The sequence below is a fragment of the Microbacterium sp. 71-23 genome (assembly GCF_001897265.1).
GTDB lineage: Bacteria > Actinomycetota > Actinomycetes > Actinomycetales > Microbacteriaceae > Microbacterium > Microbacterium ginsengisoli.
This window is the reverse complement of sequence record NZ_MKSL01000011.1, coordinates 46,175-66,293: the sequence shown is the minus strand read 5'-3', so window position 1 is coordinate 66,293 and position 20,119 is coordinate 46,175. Positions and strand designations below refer to the sequence as shown.

Here is a 20,119-nt window from a genome sequence, read left to right as displayed (position 1 = left end):
TCGCTCACATCCGGAAGAGCCCGAAGGCCGGGGCGGGAAGCGGCGTGCGGGAGGCGACGTCCAGGGCGAGCCCCAGCAGGTCGCGCGTGTCGAGCGGGTCGACGATGCCGTCGTCCCAGAGCCGGGCGGTGGCGTAGTACGGGTTGCCGCGCTGCTCGTACTGGGCGCGGATGGGCGCCTCGAACTCCTCCTGCTCTCCGGTCGACCAGTCGTCGCCGCGGCCCTCGAGCTGGTCGCGCTTGACTGTCGCGAGCACCGTCGCCGCCTGCGCACCGCCCATGACCGAGATGCGGCTGGCCGGCCACGACCACAGGAAGCGGGGGCTGTAGGCGCGCCCGCACATCGAGTAGTTCCCGGCCCCGAACGAGCCTCCGATGAGCACCGTGAACTTCGGCACGCGGGTGGTGGCGACAGCGGTGACCATCTTGGCGCCGTCCTTCGCGATGCCGCCGGCCTCGGCGTCACGACCGACCATGAATCCCGAGATGTTCTGCAGGAACACGAGCGGGATGCCGCGCTGGTCGCACAGCTCGATGAAGTGGGCGCCCTTCAGAGCGGATGCCCCGAAGAGCACGCCGTTGTTGGCGACGATGCCGACGGGGTGGCCGTGCAGACGCGCGAAGCCGGTCACGAGCGTCGTGCCGTAGTCGGCCTTGAACTCGTGGAACGAGCACGTGTCGGGGTCGCCGTCGACGAGGCGCTCGATCACGGCGTGCACGTCGTACGCCTGCGTGACGTCGACGGGAACGAGGTCGTAGAGCTCGGCGGGGTCGGCCGCGGGCGGCACGCTGGCCCGCATGTCCCAGGCAGGGGCCGCAGGCGCGGGGAGGGTCGCGACGATGTCGCGCACGATCTCGAGCGCGTGGGCGTCGTCGTCGGCGAGATGGTCGACGACCCCCGACGTGCGGGCGTGCAGCTCGCCGCCGCCGAGTTCCTCGGCCGTGACGACCTCGCCGATCGCGGCCTTCACGAGCGGCGGGCCGCCGAGGAAGATCGTGCCCTGTCCCCGCACGATCACCGTCTCGTCGCTCATCGCCGGCACGTACGCGCCGCCCGCCGTGCACGAGCCGAGCACCGCGGCGATCTGGGGGATGCCGGCGGCCGACATGCGCGCCTGGTGGAAGAAGATGCGACCGAAATGGTCGCGGTCGGGGAAGACCTCGTCCTGCATCGGCAGGAATGCGCCACCCGAGTCGACGAGGCAGATGCACGGCAGGCGATTCTCGAGCGCGACCTCCTGCGCCCGCAGGTGCTTCTTCACCGTCAGCGGATAGTAGGTGCCACCCTTCACCGTCGCGTCGTTGGCGATCACCATGACGTGGCGCCCGTGCACGAGGCCGATGCCTGCGACGACACCGGCGCCCGGGGCGTCTGGGTCGTAGAGCCCGTCGGCGGCCAGCGGGGCGAGTTCGAGGAAGGGGCTGCCCTCGTCGAGCAGTCGGGCGATGCGGTCACGCACGAGCAGCTTGCCGCGCTCGGTGTGACGACGACGGGATGCCTCGGGCCCGCCCTCGGCCGCGACAGCGAGACGCGCACGCAGCTCCCGGGCGAGGTCCGCCTGGGTGCGCACGTCGGCGGCGCCGGCGATGCCGGTCACGGTGTCGGTCGCGGTCATCCCATCTCCATCGATGTCGTTCGCATCCCCCATCGGATGCGCCGCAGTGTTAGTGTTCACTAACTGGAATTCACGTTAGCGTCCGCTAACCGAGATGACAAGGGGGCGGCGTGGCCGACAACGACGTCGAGACGCCCACCGCGCGGGAGCGCGCGAAGACCGAACGGCAGGACGCCCTGGTGCGCGCGGCATCCGCCCTGTTCGCCCGCAAGGGGTTCGCCGCGGTGTCCATCGAAGAGCTCGGAGCCGCCGTGGGCGTGAGCGGCCCCGCGCTCTACCGGCACTTCGCCGGCAAGCAGGCACTGCTCGGCGAGATCCTGGTCGGCGCGAGCGAACGGCTGCTCGAGGGCGGCCGGGCCGTCATCGCCGCCCACGACGATCCCGGCGACCAGCTCGACGCGCTCGTGCGCTTCCATGTGGCGTTCGCCCTCGCCGACGCCGACGTCATCCGCGTGCAGGATCGCGACCTCGAGAACCTGCACGACCCCGACCGCCATCGCGTGCGACGCCTGCAGCGCGAGTACGTCGAACTGTGGACCCGCGTGCTGCAGCACCGGCACCCCGACGTGCCCGCGACCCACCTGCGCGTGCGGGCGCACGCCGTGTTCGGCCTCATCAACTCGACCCCCCACAGCGTGCGCGGCCTCCGCGGCGCCCCCGGCGACCAGACCGTCGGGGCGATCCTGCACGACCTCGCGCTGCGCGCCCTCGACGCCTGAGCCCGCCGCGCGGCGAGGTGGCCGCGCAACCGTGCGGCCCCGCACAGCGCCCACCGTGCACGGCTGCGCGCCGCACGCGCGCGAGACCCCCGCGACCGGATCACCGGCCGCGGGGTCTCCCGGGGCCTCGGACTACCCGAGGAGCATCGCGCGGCCAGGCTCCGTGAGCACACCGCCGACGTCGGTGAGGAACCGGGCGCCCTGCTCGCCGTCGACGACGCGGTGGTCGAACGACAGGCTGAGCGTCACGACGTCGCGCAGCGCCACCTCCCCCTGCCATTCCCACGGCCGACGCTGCACCGCACCCACCGCGAGGATGCCGGACTGCCCCGGCGTGAGGATCGGGGTGCCGGCCTCCACACCGAACACCCCGACGTTGCTGATCGTGAACGTGCCGCCGGCGAACCCGGCGGGAGTCGTGCGCCCGTCGCGCGCGGTGCGCGTCAGGTCGCCGATCGCGTCGGCGAGGGCGACGAGTCCGAGCCGACCGGCGTCGTGCACGACGGGCACCACGAGTCCGCGGTCGGTGGCGGCGGCGATGCCGAGGTGAACAGCGGCGTGCTCCACGATCTCCTCCCCCGATTCGTCCCATGTCGCATTGAGCGACGGCGTCGCGCCGAGCGCGAGGCAGACCGCCTTCGCGACGACCGCCATCACCCCGATGCGGTGCCCGGCCAGCGCACGGTCGTCGCGCAGCGAGGCGACGAACGCGGTGGTCGCCGTGACATCCACCGTGTGGAACATGGTGACGTGCGGGGCGGTGAAGGCGCTGCGCACCATCGCCTCGGCCGTGCGCTTGCGCACGCCGCGCACGGGCACGTGACGATCGGATGCCGCGGCCAGAGCCGGTGCGACGGCGGGGCCTGGCCCCGCGGGCGCCGACGCCCCGACGCGCGCGGCGAACGCGTCGACGTCGGCGCGGGTGATGACGCCGGTCGCCCCGGCGGCCGCGACGAGCGCCAGCTCGACGCCGAGCTCCTTCGCATGCCGGCGCACCGGCGGCGTGGACCGCAGTCGCTCGAGCGGGCCGTCGTCGACCTGAGAACTCACGTGCGCGTCGTGCGGCGCCGCGTCGAGCACGGCCGTGTCGACCTCGGCGACCTCGCGCACCCGACGCGGACGCCGCTGCGGGCGCGCGCCCGAACGGGCGAGCGCGCCGTACCCGACGAGGTTCGGGCGGGGCGCGGCATCCTCGTGCTCGTCGTCGGCATCAGTGTCAGCATCAGCATCGACGGATGCCGCGGCCTCCCCGCCGACTGCCGGCTCGGCGGGAGCGGAGTCGACCGGCGCCGGCTCGGCGGGCACGGCATCGCTGGCCGCCTCGACCGCTGCGTCGAACGTGACGAGCGGAGCCCCCACGTCGACCGTGTCGCCTGCGGCCGCATGCAGTCGGGAGACGACACCCGCGTGCGGCGACGGCAGCTCGACGATGGCCTTCGCGGTCTCGACCTCGGCGAGGGTCTGGTTGAGGGTCACGGTGTCGCCTTCGGCGACCAGCCACTGCACGATCTCGGCGTCAGCGAGACCTTCGCCGAGGTCGGGCAGGGCGAACTCGACGCTCACAGCTCGACCCCCGTCAAGCTGTTCGGCCGGTCGAGCACGCGGTCGACCGCATCGAGCACGCGGTCGAGGTCGGGCAGGTGGTGCTTCTCGAGCTTCGCGGGCGGGTACGGGATGTCGTGCCCGGTCACCCGCACGGGCGCCGCCTCGAGGAAGGTGAAGCAGCGTTCGGTGACGCTCGCGACCAGCTCCGCGCCGACACCCGCCTCGGCGGCGGCCTCGTGCACGACGACGACCCGTCCGGTCTTGCGCACCGATGCGGTCACGGTGCGATAGTCGACCGGCGACAGCGAGCGGAGGTCGATGACCTCGAGCGAGACGCCCTCGTCCTCCGCGGCGACGGCCGCGTCGAGAGCCGTGGTCACCTGCCCGCCGTAGGTGAGCACGGTGACATCTGTGCCCTCACGGGCGATACGGGCGAGACCCATCGGGGGCGCATCGGCGAGGTCGCCGTCGAGGTCGGCCTCGCCCTTCGCGTGGTAGAGCCGCTTGGGCTCGAAGAAGACCACCGGGTCGTCGCAGGCGATCGCCTGGCGCAACATCGTGTAGGCGTCCTGCGGGTTCGAGACCGCCACGACCCGCAGCCCCGACGTGTGCACGAAGTAGGCTTCCGGCGACTCGGAGTGGTGCTCCGCCGCGCCCACGCCGCCCGCCCACGGGATGCGGATGGTCAGGGGCATCCGAACCCGCCCCTGCGAGCGGTAGTGCAGCTTCGCGACCTGCGAGACGATCTGGTCGAACGCGGGGTACACGAAGCCGTCGAACTGGATCTCGACGACCGGCCGGAACCCACGGAACGCGAGCCCGACCGCCGTGCCGACGATGCCCGCCTCGCCCAGCGGGGTGTCGATGACGCGCTGCGCACCGAACTCCGCCTGAAGTCCGTCGGTGATGCGGAACACCCCGCCGAGGCGTCCGACGTCCTCGCCCATGACGAGCACGCGGTCGTCGTCGGCGAGCGCGCGCCGGAGTCCGGCGTTGAGGGCCTTGCCCATCGTGAGCGTCGTCATCTTGCGGCCTCGGTCTCGGCGCCCTCGAACCCGTCGAGGTAGGCGGCGAACCGGCCGCGCTGGGCGGCGAGCGCCGCGTGCGGCTCGGCGTAGACGTGGTCGAACACGCTCAGGGCGGGCGCCGTCGTCATCGCGAGGCACGCCGCGCGCATGTCGGCGGCCGCCTGATCGGATGCCACGGCCACCTCGGCCGCGAACGCGTCATCCATCGCGCCGAGACCCTCGAGATGCTCGGCGACACGGTCGATCGGATCGCGCCGCGCCCATGCCTCGCGCTCGTCGGCGGTGCGGTAGCGGGTGGGATCGTCGCTCGTGGTGTGCGGTCCCATCCGGTACGTGACCGCCTCGATGAAGGCGGGGCCCTCCCCCGAGCGGGCGTGGTGGGCGGCCCAGCGTCCGGCGGCGAGGCACGCGAGCACATCGTTGCCGTCGACGCGCAGGCTCGGCACCCCGAAGCCGGCGGCACGGGTGGCGATCGAGTGCCGGGTCTGCACGCCGACGGGCTCGGAGATCGCGTACTGGTTGTTGGTGCACACGAACACGACGGGTGCGTCGAAGGATGCCGCCCACACGAGCGCCTCGCTGACGTCGCCCTCGCTCGTCGCGCCGTCACCGAACCAGGCCGCGGCGACCTGGTCGCCGCCGTCGCGCTGCACGCCCATCGCGTAGCCGACGGCGTGCAGGCTCTGCGCGCCGATGATGATCTGCAGCGGCGCGACGTGCACGTCGAACGGGTCGTACCCCGAGGGCGCCTCGCCGCGCCACTGGCGCACGAGGCCGTCGGGGCTCACACCGCGCGCGTAGAGCACGCCGAGCTCGCGGTAGCTCGTGAAGTGGAAGTCGTCGTCGCGGAACGCCCGGGCGATGCCGATCTGAGTGGCCTCCTGGCCGGCGCACGGCGCCCAGAGGCCGAGCTGCCCCTGACGCTGCAGCGCGACGCCCTCGGCATCGAGGCGGCGCAGCACCGACATGTCGCGGTGCAGCGCGCGCAGGGCGCCGGTGTTGACATCCGTGATCCAGGGGTCGAGCAGTCGATCGGGGATGCGCTCGCCCTCAGGGGTGAGCACCCGCGCGACATCGTCGACGTCGGCGGCGGGAAGGGTCTCGGGGATGAGGGTGTGCACCATTGCGACCTCCGGTTCGCGCCGGCCCTCGTGAGGCCGGACGACGGCTCGTGTCGGCCTCGTCGCCGACACCTGGAGACTACGTCGATGCAGCAGTCAGCTCAAGATTCGACACTGCAATTGAGCGAATTGTGAATTCAGCTGACGATTCCTGAGGGCGGAATGGGCGTGATACCCTGGAGTGCGCCGAGGACTGCGGCGAACGTGAACGCGATCGACACCGCGATCACAACGATGACGACGGCGATGGAGATCCAGAGGGTGGGCGACAGCTTCCCGGTACGGCGTCGGATCACCACGGCGCGCCCGATCACGTAGACGAGTGACCAGAGGAAGCCCCACGCCCAGTGGAACGGCCGATCGACGCCGAGCCGACGCAGGCGCAGCCAGTCGAGCGCACCGAAGAGCACGGTGAGCCCGTACGTCACCACTCCGAGCGCCGACGAGAGCACGAATCGAGGCCCCCAGGTCGTGAGCACCGCCGCGATCTGTCCCGATCCGCGGCCGTATCGCGTGGCCTCGAAGACTGCCTGCACGTAGCCGCCGATGTCCATCAGCGGCAAGCGCAGCAGATTGAGCACGGGGACGAGCACGACCAGCCAGATCCAGATCGAATCGACCCCGCTCGTGATGGGCGCCGGGGACCCCGTCTCCACCGCGGGGGCGGCGATCAGCCGTGTCGCCGTGCTCCATGCCGTGCCGTCCCACCACCGCTCGGCGCCGGGCTGCAGGGGGTCGGGATACCAGCCGGCGACCGCCGCGCTCTCGCTGTCACTCACGCTGTCACTCACGCTGTCACTCACGCTCGTCCACCCTCGTCGTGATCTCCTGAATCTGCGATCAGCCTACGTCGCCGATGCGCACCGGGTCGAGATCGGGCAGCCGAAGTCAGACCGACGAGATCACGCCACCGGACAGGCTGGCCACCGTCGCGCCCACGGACATGAGGATGACCATCAACCAGACGACGACGAGGACGTTCACCAGCACGATCAGGCCGATCTCCACCCACAGCATCCCGAGATCGCTCCCTGTGCGACGCCGCGCGATCACTGTGCGCCCGATCACGTAGATCGAACCCGACAGGAACGCCCACGCCCACGGGAACGGGTCGACGACTCCTCGTCGGCGCAGCACGGCCGCGTCGCGCGCCGACATGGCCACGCCCGCGGCGTAGACGAGCGCACTCACGGCGAGCACGATCAGATACCAGATCAGCCCACGGGTGGCGACGATCGAGAGGATCGTCGTGTCGAACGGGCCTGTGTCGTACGCCTGCCGCGCGATGTCGTGAAGGAGCACGTCGACATCGGCGGGGATGTTCCACACAAAGAGCGTCGCCGTGGACAGCAGTGGCGAGAGTGTGACGAGCCAGATCCACACCGTCCCCGTGCGGATGTCTCGACGCACGGCCGGAGGAGCGGGGCTGGCGATCGCCCCCTGCACGTGGCCCGTCCACTCGCGACCGGACCACCACCGCACGAAGCGAGCGTCGACGGGATCCGGGTACCACCCCGGGGCGACGGCGACCGCCGGCCACGGCGCGCTCACGGGCGGCCCCCGGTCGCGGCATCCGACGTCGTGATCTCGCCGCCCGCATGGCCGATCTCTGCGAGCGCGGCGGCGCTGGAGTCGGCGTGCACGCCCTCGATGAGATCCGTGAACACCCGCACGCGCCGCCCGGCGGCGAGGGCGTCGAGGGCGGAGGCGCGCACGCAGTAGTCGGTCGCGATGCCGACGATGTCGATGTCGAGGGTGCCGCGCTCGGTCAGCAGGTCGGTCGCGGTGCGGCCGTCGTCGGCGACGCCCTCGAAGAGCGAGTAGGCGGGCTTGCCCTGCCCCTTCTTCAGGTGCACGTCGACGCCCGTCGGATCGAACCCGTCGTCATAGTCGGCGCCGGGGGTCCCGGCGACGCAGTGGGGCGGCCAGGTGTCGACGAAGTCGGGTTCGGCGGCGAAGTGCCCACCGTTGTCACCCTCGGCGTCATGCCAGTCACGGGACGCCACGACCAGCGCGTACTCGCCTCGGTGGGCGGCGAGGAACGCGGAGATGCGGCGGGCGACGGCGTCACCCCCGACCACCCCCAGCGCTCCGTGCTCGGTGAAGTCGTTCTGCACGTCGACGATGAACAGGGCCCGCGTCATAGCGCCAGCATAGGCGTCACGGCGCCCCGCGCCGCCATAGCGCCGAGGGCCACCAGATCACCTTGCCGAGGTCGTAGGCGAGCGCGGGCACGAGCAGCGACCGCACCACGAACGTGTCGAGCAGCACGCCGAACGCGACGATGAACGCGATCTGCGCGAGGAAGAGGATCGGGATGACTCCCAGCGCCGCGAACGTGGCCGCGAGCACCAGCCCGGCCGAGGTGATGACCCCGCCGGTGGCCACGAAGCCGCGTAGGATGCCGCGGCGCGTGCCGTGGCGAACGGACTCCTCTCTTACGCGCGACATCAGGAAGATGTTGTAGTCGACGCCGAGTGCGACGAGGAACACGAACCCGTAGAGCGGGACCGATGGGTCGGCGCCCGGGAATCCGAGCACGCCGTCGAACACGAGTGCGCTCACTCCGAGGGCCGCGGCGAACGAGACCACGACGCTGAGCACGAGCAGCACCGGCGCGAGGATCGAACGCAGCAGCAGCATGAGGATCAGCAGGATCACCCCGAGGATGACGGGAATGATCTCGGTGCGGTCGTGAATCGCCGTGTCGTTCGCGTCGACGTCGAGCGCGGTGGTGCCGCCGACGAGCGACGTGCCGGCACCGAGCTGCGTGTCGAGGTCGGCGCGGATGGTGCGCACGACGTTCTCGGCCGCCGTCGAGTCGGCCGCGTCGGTGAGGGTCGCATAGACGAGCACGTCGCCGTCGCGCACGGTCGGGGCGGGTGCGGTCGCGGCGGGCGGTCCCTGCGACACGAGCACGAGCTGGCCGCCCTGCACGGTGGCGGTCGCCTGCCCCGAGGGAGAGTCGGCCGAGACCACGGCGACGCTCGAGATGCCCGGCTCGGCGGCGAGACGGCTCACGACCGCAGTGAGGTCGGACTGCGGTGCGACGATCGTGACGGGGCTGCCGGAGCCCGCCGGGAAGTGGTCGCCGAGCACGGCCTGGCCGTCGCGCGCCTCCGAGGCGCCGAGCACGAGGTCGCTCGAGGGAACACCTTGCGCGCGCAGCTGCGTGACCCCGACGCCGGCGGCGAGCAGCACGATGGTCGCGATGATCCAGATCGGGCGGGCGCGGCGGGCGATGAAACGCGCCTGGCGCGGCCAGAAGCCGCGCACGGGGGCGGTGAGGTCGTCGGGAAGTGCACCGAGCGGATGCCGCGGCACGAACGGCCAGAAGGCGGCGCGCCCGAACAAGGCGAGCAACGACGGCAGGAATGTCAGGGCAGACAGCATCGCGAACACGATGCCGATCGCGGCGATCGGGCCGAGGGCGCGGTTGGTGGCGAGGTCGGAGAGCAGCAGGCACAGCAGGCCCGCGATGACGGTGCCGCCCGAGGCGAGGATCGGCTCGAACGCTCCCCGCCAGGCGGCGCGCGTGGCGGCCCAGCGCGGCATCCTCTCACCGATCGCCTCGCGGAAGCGGGCGGTGTAGAGCAGTGCATAGTCGGTGGCGGCGCCGATCACCAGGATGAACAGGATGCCCTGCACCTGGCCGTTGAGCACGAAGATGCCCGCCTTCGCCAGCCACCACACCGTCAGCAGCGCCACGCACAGCGCGAACATCGAGGTGAGCAGCACCAGCACGGGAAGCAGCGGCGAGCGGTAGACGATCACCAGGATCACGAACACGGCGAGCAGGGCGACGCCGAGCAGCAGTCCGTCGATGCCGAGGAACCCCTTCACGAGGTCGGCGGTGAACCCGGCGGGACCGGTCACCCACACCTGCACCCCGTCGGACAGATCGGATGCCGCGGCCCGCAGCTCGCCCACGACATCGCCGACCGACGCCGATGACGAGACGGGCACGATGATCTGCGCCGCGCGGCCGTCGTCGGAGATGATCGGGGGCGACACCGTGCCGGTGACGCCCGAGACCGCGCCGAAGCGGTCGGCGAGGGACGTCAGATCAGCCTTCTGAGTATCGGTGAGGGCCGACGGCGCCTGGGCCACGACGACCGCCGGGATGCTGTCGGAGCCGAGGAAGTCGGGCAGCAGCGCGTTCACCTTCGTCGAGGGCGCGCTCTGGGGCAGGTACGACGCCTGGTCGTTCGTGGACACCTCGTCGACCTTGCCGAAGTAGGGTCCGCCGATGGCTCCGCCCGCGAGCCAGACGGCGACCAGCAGCAGCGGGATGCCGATGCGCAGCCAGCGGGTCGTCGCCCGGTCGGTCTGACGGCGGTCACTGCGGCGGGACGTGGGGGACGCGGCATCCATATACCTAGCTTATCTAGCGAAATATCGCGGGCGCCACCCCTCCCCTAGGCTGATCGCGATGCTGGCCGCCCTCCTCTCCCTGAGCGGGGCACTGCTGTGGGGCGCGGCCGACTTCCTCGGCGGGCTCACCGCGCGACATCTCAAGCCGATCGTGGTCACCGCGATCGCCGCGTGCACCGGCGTCGTCGTGCTGCTGATCGCGGCGCCGATCGCGGGCGGCACGCTGAGCGCCGCTGATGCCGCCTGGGGCGCGATCTCGGGAGTCTGCGGCGTCGTCTCCCTCGCCCTGCTGTACGCCTGCCTCGCGATCGGGCCGATGAGCATCCTGTCGCCGCTGACCGCGATCGTCTCGGCCGTCGCCCCGATGATCTGGGGCGTCACCGTCGGCGGTGAGTCGCTCGGACCGCTCGCCTGGGCCGGCCTCGGCGTCGCGCTCGTCGCCGTCGCACTCGTCGGGTTCGTGCCCGAGCAGGGGGCCGTGCGCCCGAGCATCCGGGGACTCGCCCTCGCCGTCGGGGCGGGCCTCGCGATCGGCGCGCAGATCATCGCGATCGATCACACATCCGCCGAGAGCGGGCTCGATGCACTGCTCGTCTCCCGCGCCGTCAACGTCACCCTCACGGTGCTCATCGTCGCCGGCATGATCGCGTGGGCGGCGGCGCGGCGCCGTTCCGTCGTCGAGGCGCTGCGTTCCCCGGCGGCGGTCGCCGGCAGCCGCATCGTGTGGTGGCCGGCCGCCGTCGGCGGCGTCGGCGACGCGGTGGCGAACATCGCCATGCTGCTCGCGCTGCGCACCGGCGATCTGTCGATCGTCGCCGCGCTGACGGCGCTCTACCCAGCCGGCACGATCGTGCTCGCGGCGATCGTGCTGCGCGAACGCATCGCGCCGGTGCAGATCGTCGGACTCACCCTCGCGCTCGGCGCCGCGGTGATGCTCGCCCTCGACTGAGCGCGGCATCCGCTCACCACGGGATCGACCGCGCCTCAGACTCCGGCGAACAGCAGCACCATGGAGGCCGCGACAGCGACGACACCGAGTGCGAGGAACCCCGCCGCGAACCATCCGAGCGCGGAAACGAGAGGCGACCGCCCCGACAGGCGCACGCGGTGATGTGACCCCTCGCGGGCGAAGAGCTCCGCATGCGCGGCGTCGCCCAGACGCTCGGCGTCGTGCGGGTGCAGCACGGCACGACCCACCCCACCGTCGGACGCAAACCACCGCGCGACGAGTTCGCCGTCCTCGCGCTCGAGCATCGCATCGACCCGCATCCACGTGCCGTCGAAGAGGTACGCGACCACGGCGACGCCGGCCAGAAGCGCGCCGATGCCGAAGCCCACCCAGGTGAACAGTTCCGCGAGCACGTCGAGCAGCGACATCCCTTTCACTGTAGCGAAACCGCCCTCTGCGACGACGAAGGCCCCGGGCGTCGCCCGGGGCCTTCAAGAGTGTGGAGCCACCTAAGGGAATCGAACCCTTGACCTATTCATTACGAGTGAATCGCTCTGCCGTCTGAGCTAAGGTGGCGAGCCGCGATGCCGCGGCGCACGATCTCCGATCTTACATGGTCACCCGACCGCCCGCGAACGCCGGCGCTCGCCTCGTCCGCGCGGATGCCGCAGCATCCGCTACTGGCAGGTGAGCCCGTTCTGCGGGGGCGTCCCCGTCTCGAAGTAGGTGACGACCGCGTCGTCGACGCAGCTGCTGCCCTTGTTGAACGCCGTGTGCCCCTCGCCCTCATGGGTGATCAGGACGCCGGACGACAGCTGCTCCGCGAGCGACTTCGCCCACACGTACGGCGTGGCCGGGTCGTTGGTGGTGCCGATGACGATGATCGGCGGGGCGCCGGGGGCGCTGATCTTCTCACGCACGCCGGTCGCCGTGATCGGCCAGACGGCGCACGGGTCGGGACCGCTCCAGTACGGCGCGATCGTCGGAGCCTTCGCCGCAATCTCGGCCTTGGAGGCGTCTTTCAGAGCCTGCGAGGTGACCTGAGGGTAGTCCATGCAGTTGTACGCCTCGAACGCCTCGGTCGAGTTGTCCTGGTAGACGCCGTTGCTGCTGCGGTTGTAGTAGAAGTCGACGAGCCGGAACGCCTGCGCGGCGCTGCCGGACTTGACGGCGGCGAGGGCCGAGGAGAGCACCGGCCAGCTGTCCTTCGAGTAGAGGGCTGCGACGATGCCGGTGACCAGCGAGTCGGCGCCGAGCTTTCGCCCGTCCGCGTTGGTGATCGGGGTCTTGTCGACCTGCGCGAGGAGGTCGCCGAGGGAGGCGAGGGCTTGATCGACGGTGCCGGTGAACGGGCACGACGACCCGGCGAGGCAGTTCGTCATGTAGGCGCGAAGGGCCGACTGGAACCCGATCGCCTGGGTGGTCGACACGTCCAGTCCCGACACCGACGGATCGAGGGCACCGTCGAGGACCATGCGTCCGACGTTCTGGGGGAAGAGCTTCGCGTAGGTCGCTCCCAGGAACGTTCCGTAGGAGTAGCCGAGGTAGTTCAGCTTCTTGTCGCCGAGCACGCCGCGCAGCAGGTCCATGTCGCGCGCGGCCTGGTCGGTCGTGATGTAGGGCAGGAGCCCGGAGCTGTTCTGTTCGCACGCCGCACCGAACGCCTTCTGGCTGGCGACGAGATCGCTGGTCCACGTCGCACTCCCGCGCGGCGCGGGAACGAGATCGAACAGATAGGAGTCCATCTGCTTCGCGTCGTAGCAGGTCACGGCGGTCGAACGCCCGACTCCGCGAGGGTCGAAGCCGATCACGTCGAACGTCTTCTGCAGTTCGGAGCCGACCGCATAGTCGAGATTCTGCTGGATGAGGTCGTAGCCGCTCGCGCCCGGCCCCCCGGGGTTCGTGAGCAGCGATCCGAGCGCCGTGCCGTTGGTCGCGCGATGGCGGATGACGGCGAGGGTGATCGTTCCGGCTTCAGGGTTCTGCCAGTCGAGGGGCGCCGTCACGGACGTGCAGTCGAAGCCGGTGCCGCACGAGGACCAGCTGAGGGTCTGGGTGTAGAAGCTCGCGACATTCGCGACCACGCCGTCGGCCGACGGGGTCTTCGTGGGGATCGGCTGCGGCACGATGGGGCTGAAGAGGCACGCCGAGAGGGTGACGGATGCCGCGGCGAGCCCCGCGATCACGACGAGGGCGCGCCGCAGGTTGCGGGTGCGGGTCATACGGTCCTCCCGGTGGCGACGGTGATGAGCAGGCTTTCGAGCGCAAGGACTGCGGCGGCGTTTCGTTCGAGGTTCTCACGGGTGACCGTGATGCGATCGAGCACGGTGAGAGTGCGGTCGGGCGGCCAGGCGGACGCGAGCGCATGGAGCTGCGAGGCGAGCTCGAGGTTGATGAGATTCTCCTCGTCCCGCCCGAACTGCAGCATCACGGCGTCGCGGAAGAGCGATTCGAGGTCGGTGAGCACCCGATCGATGCCGTCGCGCAGGCTGCGCGTCGCGCGGCGTTTCTGGTCTTCGGCGAGGGCGTTGACCTGCGATCTCACCGCTGGGGGTACCGCCTGCCCTTCGGCGATGCCGAGCGTACGCAGCAGGTCGGCGCGCTCGGCCTCGTCCCGCTCTGTGGTCAGCGCCTTGGCGTCGTCGGTCGCAAGCTTGACGATGGTGGCGGCTACCTCGACCGCGTCGGACACGCCGCGCACTCCGAGCACGGCGCGGAGTGTGGCGTCGCGGCGTTCGCGGGCGGCACCGTCGGTCGCGAGCCGCTGCGCCATGCCGATGTGGCGCTGCGCGTGACGGGCGGACTGCTCGGCGACGCGCTCGTCGACGCCGGTGCGGGCGACGATGAGCCGCGCGACGTCGGCGACCTCGGGCTCACGTAGTCGAACGGTGCGCACGCGCGAGCGGATGGTGGGCAGAAGGTCGGCGTCACTGGGTGCGCACAGCACCCAGACCGTCTGCTCCGGCGGCTCTTCGAGCGCTTTCAACAGCACATTGGAGGTGCGCTCGGCCATGCGGTCGGCGTCTTCGACGATGATCACCCGGAAGCGACCGCGTGAGGGGGCGAAATAGGCCCGTTCGACGAGGGAGCGCGCCTCGTCGATGCGGATGACGACCTGCTCGGTGCGCAGGGCGGTGAGGTCCGGGTGGGTGCCGATGAGCACCTGCTGCATCGCCTGCTCATCTCCGGGCTCAGCGATGAGCGCGGCCGCGAACGCACGAGCCAGGGTCGAGCGCCCTGACCCGGGCGGCCCGGTGATGAGCCAGGCGTGGGCGAGCAGCGAGAGATCGGATGCCGCGGCCCGCAGCTGTGCGACAGCCTCGGGCTGGCCCCACACATCGCCCCACGGGACATCCGTGATCGTGGCAGCCATGCGCACCAGACTATCGGCGGCCGGGGACGTCGTCAGAGGAGAGCGGCGACGCGCGTGCGGACGGTGGCGGCGATGTCGTCGGGTGCTCCGGCGGCATCGATCACGAGGAACCGGTGGGGCTCGGCGGCGGCGAGCGCAAGGTACGCGTCGCGCACGCGGGCGTGGAAGTCGTCCTTCTCGGCCTCGAGCCGGTCGAACGGCTTGTCGGCGGCGTCGAGTCGTGCGCGTGCCGACGCCGGGTCGAGGTCGAGCAGCACTGTCAGATCGGGCAGTTCGCCTTCGGCCGCCCACAGCGAGATGTCGCGGATGTCGGCGCCGTCGAGAACGCGTCCGGCACCCTGATAGGCGACGGACGAGTCGAGGTAGCGGTCTTGGATGACGACGTCGCCGCGCTCCAGCGCCGGTCGCACGAGTGTGGCGATGTGGTGCGCGCGGTCGGCGGCGTAGAGCAGCGCTTCTGCGCGAGGAGCGATGTCGCCGCGGTGGTGCAGCACGATGTCTCGCACGAGTCGCCCCACCTCGGTGCCGCCGGGCTCGCGAGTGCGCACGACGGTGCGTCCGGCACCGGTCAGCCACTCCTCCAGACGCACCGCCTGCGTCGTCTTGCCCGAGCCGTCGCCGCCCTCGAGGGTGATCCAGAGCCCGGGCCGGGTGTCGCCTGTCACTTCTTCGCGGTGGTCTTGCGCGTCGTCGTGCGGCGCGCGGTCGCGCGCTTGGGCGCCGGCCCCTTGGCGCGCTTGTCGGCGAGAAGCTGCTTCGCGCGTTCGAAGTCGACGTCGTCGACGGTCTCGCCGCGCGGGATGGTCGCGTTCGTCTCACCGTCGGTGACATACGGACCGAAGCGACCGTCGCGCACCCGGATGGGCTTGCCGCTGACCGGGTCGGCGTCGAACTCCTTGAGCGCGCTCGAGGCGCGGCGCGCGCCGTACTTGGGCTGCGCGTAGATCTCGATCGCCTGCTCGAGGGTGACGTCGAAGATCTGCTGCTCGCTCTCCAGGGAGCGCGAGTCGGTGCCCTTCTTCAGGTACGGGCCGTAGCGGCCGTTCTGTGCGGTGATCTCGTCGCCGCTCTCGGGGTCGGTGCCGACGGTGCGGGGCAGCTCGAGCAGTCGCAAAGCCGTGTCGAGGTCGACGGTGTCGACCGACATGCTCTTGAACAGCGACGCGGTGCGCGGCTTCGGCGCGGCATCCTTCTTGGTGGTCTTCTTCTTCGTCTCGACCACTTCGCCGGTCGCGGTGTCGACCTCAGGGTCGGCCTCGGGCTCGAGCTCCTGCACGTAGGGGCCGTATCGGCCGTCCTTCACGACGATGAGCTTGCCGTTCGCGGGGTTCTCGCCGAGCACACGGTCACCGGCGACGGGCGCGTCGATGAGCTCCTGCACCTTGTCGGGGGTGAGCTCGTCGGGCGCGAGGTCGTCGGGCACGTTGACGATCCGGGCCTTCGTGTCGGGCGCGGCATCCGGGTCGGTGACCTCGATGTAGGGCCCGTACTTGCCGAACCGGAGCGTCGCCATGTCGGTGAGGCGGGTCGAGTTGAGCTCGCGCGCGTCGATGTCGCCGAGGTTGTCGACGATGTGGCGCAGACCCACGTGGTTCTCGGAGCCGAAGTAGAACTCGCGCAGCCATTCCTCGCGGCGCTGTTCGCCGCGTGCGATCGCGTCGAGGTCGTCTTCGAGGGCGGCGGTGAAGTCGTAGTCGACGAGGTCGGCGAAGTGCTGCTCGAGCAGCCGCACGACGCTGAAGGCGAGCCAGCTGGGCACCAGGGCCTGGCCGCGCTTGGTGACGTAGCCGCGTTCGAGGATCACATCGATGATGCTCGCGAAGGTCGACGGGCGTCCGATGCCCTTCTCCTCCAGCGCCTTGACGAGCGAGGCTTCGGTGTAGCGGGGCTTGGGGCTCGTGGAGTGGCCCTTGGCCTCGACGTCGCTGGTGGTGAGCACGTCGCCGACGGCGAGGGCGGGGAGCGACTGGTCGTCTGCCTTGTCGCCGTCGTTGCGCTTCTCGTCGCGGCCCTCCTCGTAGGCCTCGAGGAAGCCCTTGAAGGTGTAGACGGTGCCGGATGCGGTGAACTCGAGCTTCTTGGATGCCGCGGCAACCGCGAGGGTCACGGTCGTGGTCTCGTACTTCGCGTCGGACATCTGGCTGGCGACAGTGCGCTTCCAGATGAGGTCGTAGACGCGCTGCTCGTCGCGGTCGAGGGACCCCGAGATCGACGCCGGCGTGCGGAAGTGCTCACCCGACGGGCGGATCGCCTCGTGCGCCTCCTGCGCGTTCTTGCTCTTGCTGGCGTAGGTGCGCGGGTTCGCGGGAACGGCGCGATCACCGTAGAGAGCGACGGCCTGCTCGCGCGCCGCCTGCACCGCCTGCGTCGAGAGGGCGGTGGAGTCGGTGCGCATATAGGTGATGTACCCCTTCTCGTAGAGACGCTGCGCCACGCTCATCGTGTGCTTCGCGCTCATCGAGAGCTTGCGACCGGCCTCCTGCTGCAGGGTCGAGGTGGTGAAGGGCGCGCGGGGGCTGCGGGTGCCGGGCTTCGCGTCGACGCTGATGACGGATGCCTCACCCACGCCCTCGACCGCGATGGCGAGCGCGCGCGCGTCGGCCTCGGTGAGCACGACGACGGCCTTGGTCAGTGTGCCGCGGTCGTCGAAGTCGCCGCCGCGGGCGAGCGGGGCGCCGTCGATGCGGGCGAGCCGGGTCGTGAACGAGCTGCCCGACGCGGTCGCGAGGGCTTCGATGTCCCAATAGCTGGCGGACACGAACGCCATGCGCTCGCGCTCGCGGTCGACGACGAGGCGGGTGGCGGCGGACTGCACCCGGCCGGCGCTGAGCGCCTGCCCCTGGGTGCCGCTGCCGACCTTGCGCCACAGCACCGGCGAGACGTCCCAGCCGTAGAGGCGGTCGAGCACGCGGCGGGTCTCCTGCGCGTCGACGAGCGCGAGGTCGAGCTCGCGGGTGTTCTCGGCGGCCTTGCGGATCGCGTCCTTGGTGATCTCGTGGAACACCATGCGCTTGACGGGGACCTTGGGCGAGAGCACCTCGAGCAGGTGCCAGGCGATGGCCTCCCCCTCGCGATCCTCATCGGTGGCGAGCAGAACCTCGTCGGCGGACTTGAGGGCGCGCTTCAGATCGGCGACCGTCTTGGTCTTGCGCTCGCTGACCACATAGAAGGGGTCGAAGCCGTTGTCGACGTCGATCGAGTACTTGCCGTACGCGGCCTTCTTCTCGGCCGGGATGTCCTTCTTGCTCGCGAGGTCGCGGATGTGACCGACCGAGCTGAGCACCTCGTAGCCGTCGCCGAGATAGCCCTGGATCGAGGTCATCTTGGTCGGCGACTCCACGATGACGAGCTTCTTGCCGCTCTCCGTCTTGGCGGTCTTGCCCTGTGCCACTCACGGTCCTTTCGTCGATGCACACCATACACACCCGGCGGCCGGTGCTCTCTGAGGGGCGTCGATGACCGTTGCCCGCACTCACGCCCGGCTCAGGGGGCCACGACCTGCGGCGGCCCGGCCCGTGCGGTGGCGGAGATCTGGAACGCACCGAAGTCCGCCCCGATTCCCACCGTCGCGATGAGGCCGTCGATCGTGCAGGTGCGCACCTCGGCGCGGTGGGCGCGGGCGAGCCGTTCGGCGAGTGCGCAGGGCTCGCCGGCGACGGCGCCGCTCGCGCCGTCCGCCGCGGCGAGCGCGGCCGCGTCGGCGGCGACGACCGCGCGCTGACGCGCCGCCGTCGCCGCGCCGGCCGTCACGAGGGCCGTCGCGATCGTCGCGACGGTGACGGCGCCGGCCAGAGTGACGATCGCCCCCGGCATGTCACCACCCGCTCTCGAGCGCGCACGACCGCGCCGACATCGTGAGGCCCGGCAGCGCGCTCGGCGCGGACGCCACCACGCACACCAGCCCCTCTGCCCGACTGACCTGCATGCTGGCCCTCCCCTCCGCGTGCGCCACCGTGCTCTGCGCCCGGTCGACGCTCTCACCGCGGGCTAGCAGTCGGGCGGCGTCGGCCGCGGCATCCTGCAGTCGCACCTGAAGCGATGCCGCAGCGAGCCCCCCGACGCACAGGGTGACGACGAGCACGAGAGCGGGGAGGGCGACGGCGAGTTCCGCAGCGACTGCCCCCTCGTCGCCGCGCACCGGCCGCGGCATGCGCGCCGAGGTCGACCGGTCGCGCGGGCGCGTCGCCTGCCGTCGCACCGCCCGACGGCACCCTGGCCCGAACCCTCGGGTCGGCGGCACCGCTCACCCGACCGTCAGTGCACGGCGGACGAGATCCTCCAGGATGCCGCGCACCTCATCCGAACGCATGATCGCGACCAGCAGGCCGGCGAACGCGACCGCGGCGGCGGTTGATCGGTTAGGGCATACTTCTGCCTATGAGCACCCGCGCCGCCATCTACGCCCGCCAGTCCGTCGCCGCTGACGAACGCCTCGCCCGCGATCAACGCCGTAGGGGCCGCGCTGCAGTGGATCTGGGGCAACGTGATCTCGCCCGTCGCCGGCTTCATCGGCGGCGCCTTCCAGACGATCGGCGACACGGTGCGGACGATCTTCGGCGGGATCGGCGACTTCATCGGCGGGGTCTTCCGCAACATCGTGGGCGTGATCCGAGGGCCGATCAATACCGTGATCGGCTTTCTGAATCAGGCCATCGACGGTGCGAACGTCGTCGGCGGCGCCTTCGGGGTCAAGATCGGCCATATCCCGATGCTGGCGACCGGTGGCACGATCACCGGGTCGGGCTCGGTGATCGTGGGCGAGCGCGGCCCCGAGCTGCTGAACCTGCCCACCGGGGCGTCGGTCGTTCCGCTCGACGGGTCGGTGTCGGTGGCCGGTGGTAAGGGCGACACCGTCAACAACTACGACATCACGATCAACGAGGCGACGGACCCCCTCGGGGTCGAGGGCCGCATCGCGGCGTCGCTGCGGAAGTTCAAGGGGTGACGATGGGCAAGAAGCGAGATCGCGAGGTCACCGCCGCCAAGGTAATGCGCGAGGAAGAATGGGCCTACGACCGTCGCAACGAGCGACTGTCGTTCCGAGCGATGCGCGAGCTATCGGCCCTGCCGGTCGCGCAGGGCGGGCTCGGCTACGCGCTGAGTGAGATCACGCTGAAGTCGCGCAGCGACGCCTACTTCGCGCGGCTGCGGGATCATCTCGCCGCCGGCGTCGTCGAGCGTCGCCAGCGACAGCAGGACGAACTCGACGCGCTCGGCCGCATGGCGCGCGCTGCGCTCGGGAAGGCCGCTGAGTCGGGCACGATCGACCGCGAGGCGTTCCGACTGCTGCTCGACGTGCAGAAGCGCGAGGCGGCCTTGTACGGGCTCGACGCGCCTACGCAGGCACAGGTCGAGATCGTCTCGAAGGATGCGATCACGGCCGAACTCGAAGAAA

At 70.9% G+C, this 20,119-nt stretch carries 19 protein-coding genes, 1 tRNA gene and 1 pseudogene; 4 read left to right on the top strand and 17 right to left on the bottom strand.

Features of this window, described 5'->3' with window-relative positions; translation table 11 throughout:
• Positions 1-4: 4 nt before the first annotated feature.
• The gene (locus tag BGO15_RS02815) at positions 5-1,615 is read right to left on the bottom strand and encodes a carboxyl transferase domain-containing protein (protein ID WP_082483263.1); all 1,611 of its coding nucleotides are present in this window, start codon (positions 1,613-1,615) and stop codon (positions 5-7) included.
• 110 nt (positions 1,616-1,725) lie between these two features.
• Between BGO15_RS02815 and BGO15_RS02810 the strand changes: the two genes are divergently transcribed.
• On the top strand, positions 1,726-2,334 hold the full coding sequence (locus BGO15_RS02810; protein WP_056210322.1) for a TetR/AcrR family transcriptional regulator: 609 nt from the start codon (positions 1,726-1,728) through the stop codon (positions 2,332-2,334).
• Between the two features lie 132 nt (positions 2,335-2,466).
• On the opposite strand, the gene BGO15_RS02805 is transcribed toward BGO15_RS02810, so the two are convergent.
• The 7 genes from BGO15_RS02805 to BGO15_RS02775 form a co-directional block, all read right to left on the bottom strand.
• Positions 2,467-3,897 carry a dihydrolipoamide acetyltransferase family protein gene (locus BGO15_RS02805; protein ID WP_056210325.1) on the bottom strand — a complete coding sequence of 477 codons (1,431 nt, stop codon included), beginning with the start codon at positions 3,895-3,897 and terminating at the stop codon, positions 2,467-2,469.
• Complete coding sequence (locus BGO15_RS02800; protein WP_056210326.1) at positions 3,894-4,904, bottom strand: alpha-ketoacid dehydrogenase subunit beta; 1,011 nt, start codon at positions 4,902-4,904, stop codon at positions 3,894-3,896. The genes BGO15_RS02805 and BGO15_RS02800 overlap by 4 nt, the downstream gene beginning before the upstream one ends.
• On the bottom strand, positions 4,901-6,031 hold the full coding sequence (locus BGO15_RS02795) for a thiamine pyrophosphate-dependent enzyme (RefSeq protein WP_056210328.1): 1,131 nt from the start codon (positions 6,029-6,031) through the stop codon (positions 4,901-4,903). The genes BGO15_RS02800 and BGO15_RS02795 overlap by 4 nt, the downstream gene beginning before the upstream one ends.
• A 134-nt stretch (positions 6,032-6,165) precedes the next feature.
• Positions 6,166-6,831, bottom strand: coding sequence for a DUF2510 domain-containing protein (locus BGO15_RS02790; RefSeq protein ID WP_082483264.1), 666 nt, complete (start codon positions 6,829-6,831; stop codon positions 6,166-6,168).
• Positions 6,832-6,916: 85 nt separating this feature from the next.
• On the bottom strand, positions 6,917-7,579 hold the full coding sequence (locus BGO15_RS02785) for a DUF2510 domain-containing protein (RefSeq protein WP_056210331.1): 663 nt from the start codon (positions 7,577-7,579) through the stop codon (positions 6,917-6,919).
• On the bottom strand, positions 7,576-8,172 hold the full coding sequence (locus BGO15_RS02780; RefSeq protein ID WP_056210333.1) for an isochorismatase family protein: 597 nt from the start codon (positions 8,170-8,172) through the stop codon (positions 7,576-7,578). The genes BGO15_RS02785 and BGO15_RS02780 overlap by 4 nt, the downstream gene beginning before the upstream one ends.
• Positions 8,173-8,188: 16 nt before the next feature.
• Positions 8,189-10,402 (bottom strand): MMPL family transporter, encoded by a 2,214-nt coding sequence (locus tag BGO15_RS02775; RefSeq protein WP_056210336.1) that lies wholly within the window; start codon positions 10,400-10,402, stop codon positions 8,189-8,191.
• Between the two features lie 58 nt (positions 10,403-10,460).
• Between BGO15_RS02775 and BGO15_RS02770 the strand changes: the two genes are divergently transcribed.
• Complete coding sequence (locus tag BGO15_RS02770) at positions 10,461-11,351, top strand: EamA family transporter (RefSeq protein WP_045246058.1); 891 nt, start codon at positions 10,461-10,463, stop codon at positions 11,349-11,351.
• Between the two features lie 35 nt (positions 11,352-11,386).
• On the opposite strand, the gene BGO15_RS02765 is transcribed toward BGO15_RS02770, so the two are convergent.
• The 9 genes and pseudogenes from BGO15_RS02765 to BGO15_RS02725 form a co-directional block, all read right to left on the bottom strand.
• Positions 11,387-11,779 (bottom strand): hypothetical protein, encoded by a 393-nt coding sequence (locus BGO15_RS02765; protein WP_056210338.1) that lies wholly within the window; start codon positions 11,777-11,779, stop codon positions 11,387-11,389.
• Between the two features lie 72 nt (positions 11,780-11,851).
• Positions 11,852-11,927, bottom strand: a tRNA-Thr gene (locus tag BGO15_RS02760).
• Between the two features lie 101 nt (positions 11,928-12,028).
• Entirely contained in the window at positions 12,029-13,573 is a 1,545-nt protein-coding gene (locus BGO15_RS02755; protein ID WP_056519178.1) for an alpha/beta hydrolase, read from the bottom strand.
• Positions 13,570-14,724 (bottom strand): DNA polymerase III subunit delta', encoded by a 1,155-nt coding sequence (locus BGO15_RS02750; RefSeq protein ID WP_056519180.1) that lies wholly within the window; start codon positions 14,722-14,724, stop codon positions 13,570-13,572. Before BGO15_RS02750 ends, BGO15_RS02755 begins: the two co-directional genes overlap by 4 nt.
• A 32-nt stretch (positions 14,725-14,756) precedes the next feature.
• The gene (tmk, locus tag BGO15_RS02745; RefSeq protein WP_056210342.1) at positions 14,757-15,389 is read right to left on the bottom strand and encodes a dTMP kinase; all 633 of its coding nucleotides are present in this window, start codon (positions 15,387-15,389) and stop codon (positions 14,757-14,759) included.
• Positions 15,386-18,115 (bottom strand): type I DNA topoisomerase, encoded by a 2,730-nt coding sequence (gene topA, locus BGO15_RS02740; RefSeq protein ID WP_268768721.1) that lies wholly within the window; start codon positions 18,113-18,115, stop codon positions 15,386-15,388. Before topA ends, tmk begins: the two co-directional genes overlap by 4 nt.
• Positions 18,116-18,207: 92 nt before the next feature.
• Positions 18,208-18,537 (bottom strand): Rv3654c family TadE-like protein, encoded by a 330-nt coding sequence (locus BGO15_RS02735; RefSeq protein WP_056210344.1) that lies wholly within the window; start codon positions 18,535-18,537, stop codon positions 18,208-18,210.
• Position 18,538: 1 nt separating this feature from the next.
• The gene (locus tag BGO15_RS02730) at positions 18,539-18,922 is read right to left on the bottom strand and encodes a TadE family type IV pilus minor pilin (RefSeq protein WP_235557426.1); all 384 of its coding nucleotides are present in this window, start codon (positions 18,920-18,922) and stop codon (positions 18,539-18,541) included.
• A gap of 45 nt (positions 18,923-18,967) precedes the next feature.
• Positions 18,968-19,078 (bottom strand): annotated as a pseudogene (locus tag BGO15_RS02725) (DUF4244 domain-containing protein); the annotation flags it as partial.
• A gap of 129 nt (positions 19,079-19,207) precedes the next feature.
• Between BGO15_RS02725 and BGO15_RS02720 the strand changes: the two are divergent.
• Both BGO15_RS02720 and BGO15_RS02715 read left to right on the top strand, forming a co-directional pair.
• Entirely contained in the window at positions 19,208-19,669 is a 462-nt protein-coding gene (locus BGO15_RS02720; protein ID WP_056210348.1) for a hypothetical protein, read from the top strand.
• Positions 19,670-19,671: 2 nt separating this feature from the next.
• The coding region (locus tag BGO15_RS02715) for a hypothetical protein (protein ID WP_286747062.1) at positions 19,672-20,119 on the top strand (448 nt) is incomplete at its 3' end.

What these genes read in the sequence shown, in the direction of transcription:
- BGO15_RS02815 (WP_082483263.1), bottom strand. Translation starts at nt 1,615, where the DNA reads ATGACCGCGACCGACACCGTGACCGGCATCGCCGGCGCCGCCGACGTG.
- BGO15_RS02750 (WP_056519180.1), bottom strand. Translation starts at nt 14,724, where the DNA reads ATGGCTGCCACGATCACGGATGTCCCGTGGGGCGATGTGTGGGGCCAG.
- BGO15_RS02775 (WP_056210336.1), bottom strand. Translation starts at nt 10,402, where the DNA reads ATGGATGCCGCGTCCCCCACGTCCCGCCGCAGTGACCGCCGTCAGACC.
- BGO15_RS02755 (WP_056519178.1), bottom strand. Translation starts at nt 13,573, where the DNA reads ATGACCCGCACCCGCAACCTGCGGCGCGCCCTCGTCGTGATCGCGGGG.
- BGO15_RS02770 (WP_045246058.1), top strand. Translation starts at nt 10,461, where the DNA reads ATGCTGGCCGCCCTCCTCTCCCTGAGCGGGGCACTGCTGTGGGGCGCG.
- BGO15_RS02765 (WP_056210338.1), bottom strand. Translation starts at nt 11,779, where the DNA reads ATGTCGCTGCTCGACGTGCTCGCGGAACTGTTCACCTGGGTGGGCTTC.
- BGO15_RS02735 (WP_056210344.1), bottom strand. Translation starts at nt 18,537, where the DNA reads ATGCCGGGGGCGATCGTCACTCTGGCCGGCGCCGTCACCGTCGCGACG.
- BGO15_RS02795 (WP_056210328.1), bottom strand. Translation starts at nt 6,031, where the DNA reads ATGGTGCACACCCTCATCCCCGAGACCCTTCCCGCCGCCGACGTCGAC.
- BGO15_RS02800 (WP_056210326.1), bottom strand. Translation starts at nt 4,904, where the DNA reads ATGACGACGCTCACGATGGGCAAGGCCCTCAACGCCGGACTCCGGCGC.
- BGO15_RS02780 (WP_056210333.1), bottom strand. Translation starts at nt 8,172, where the DNA reads ATGACGCGGGCCCTGTTCATCGTCGACGTGCAGAACGACTTCACCGAG.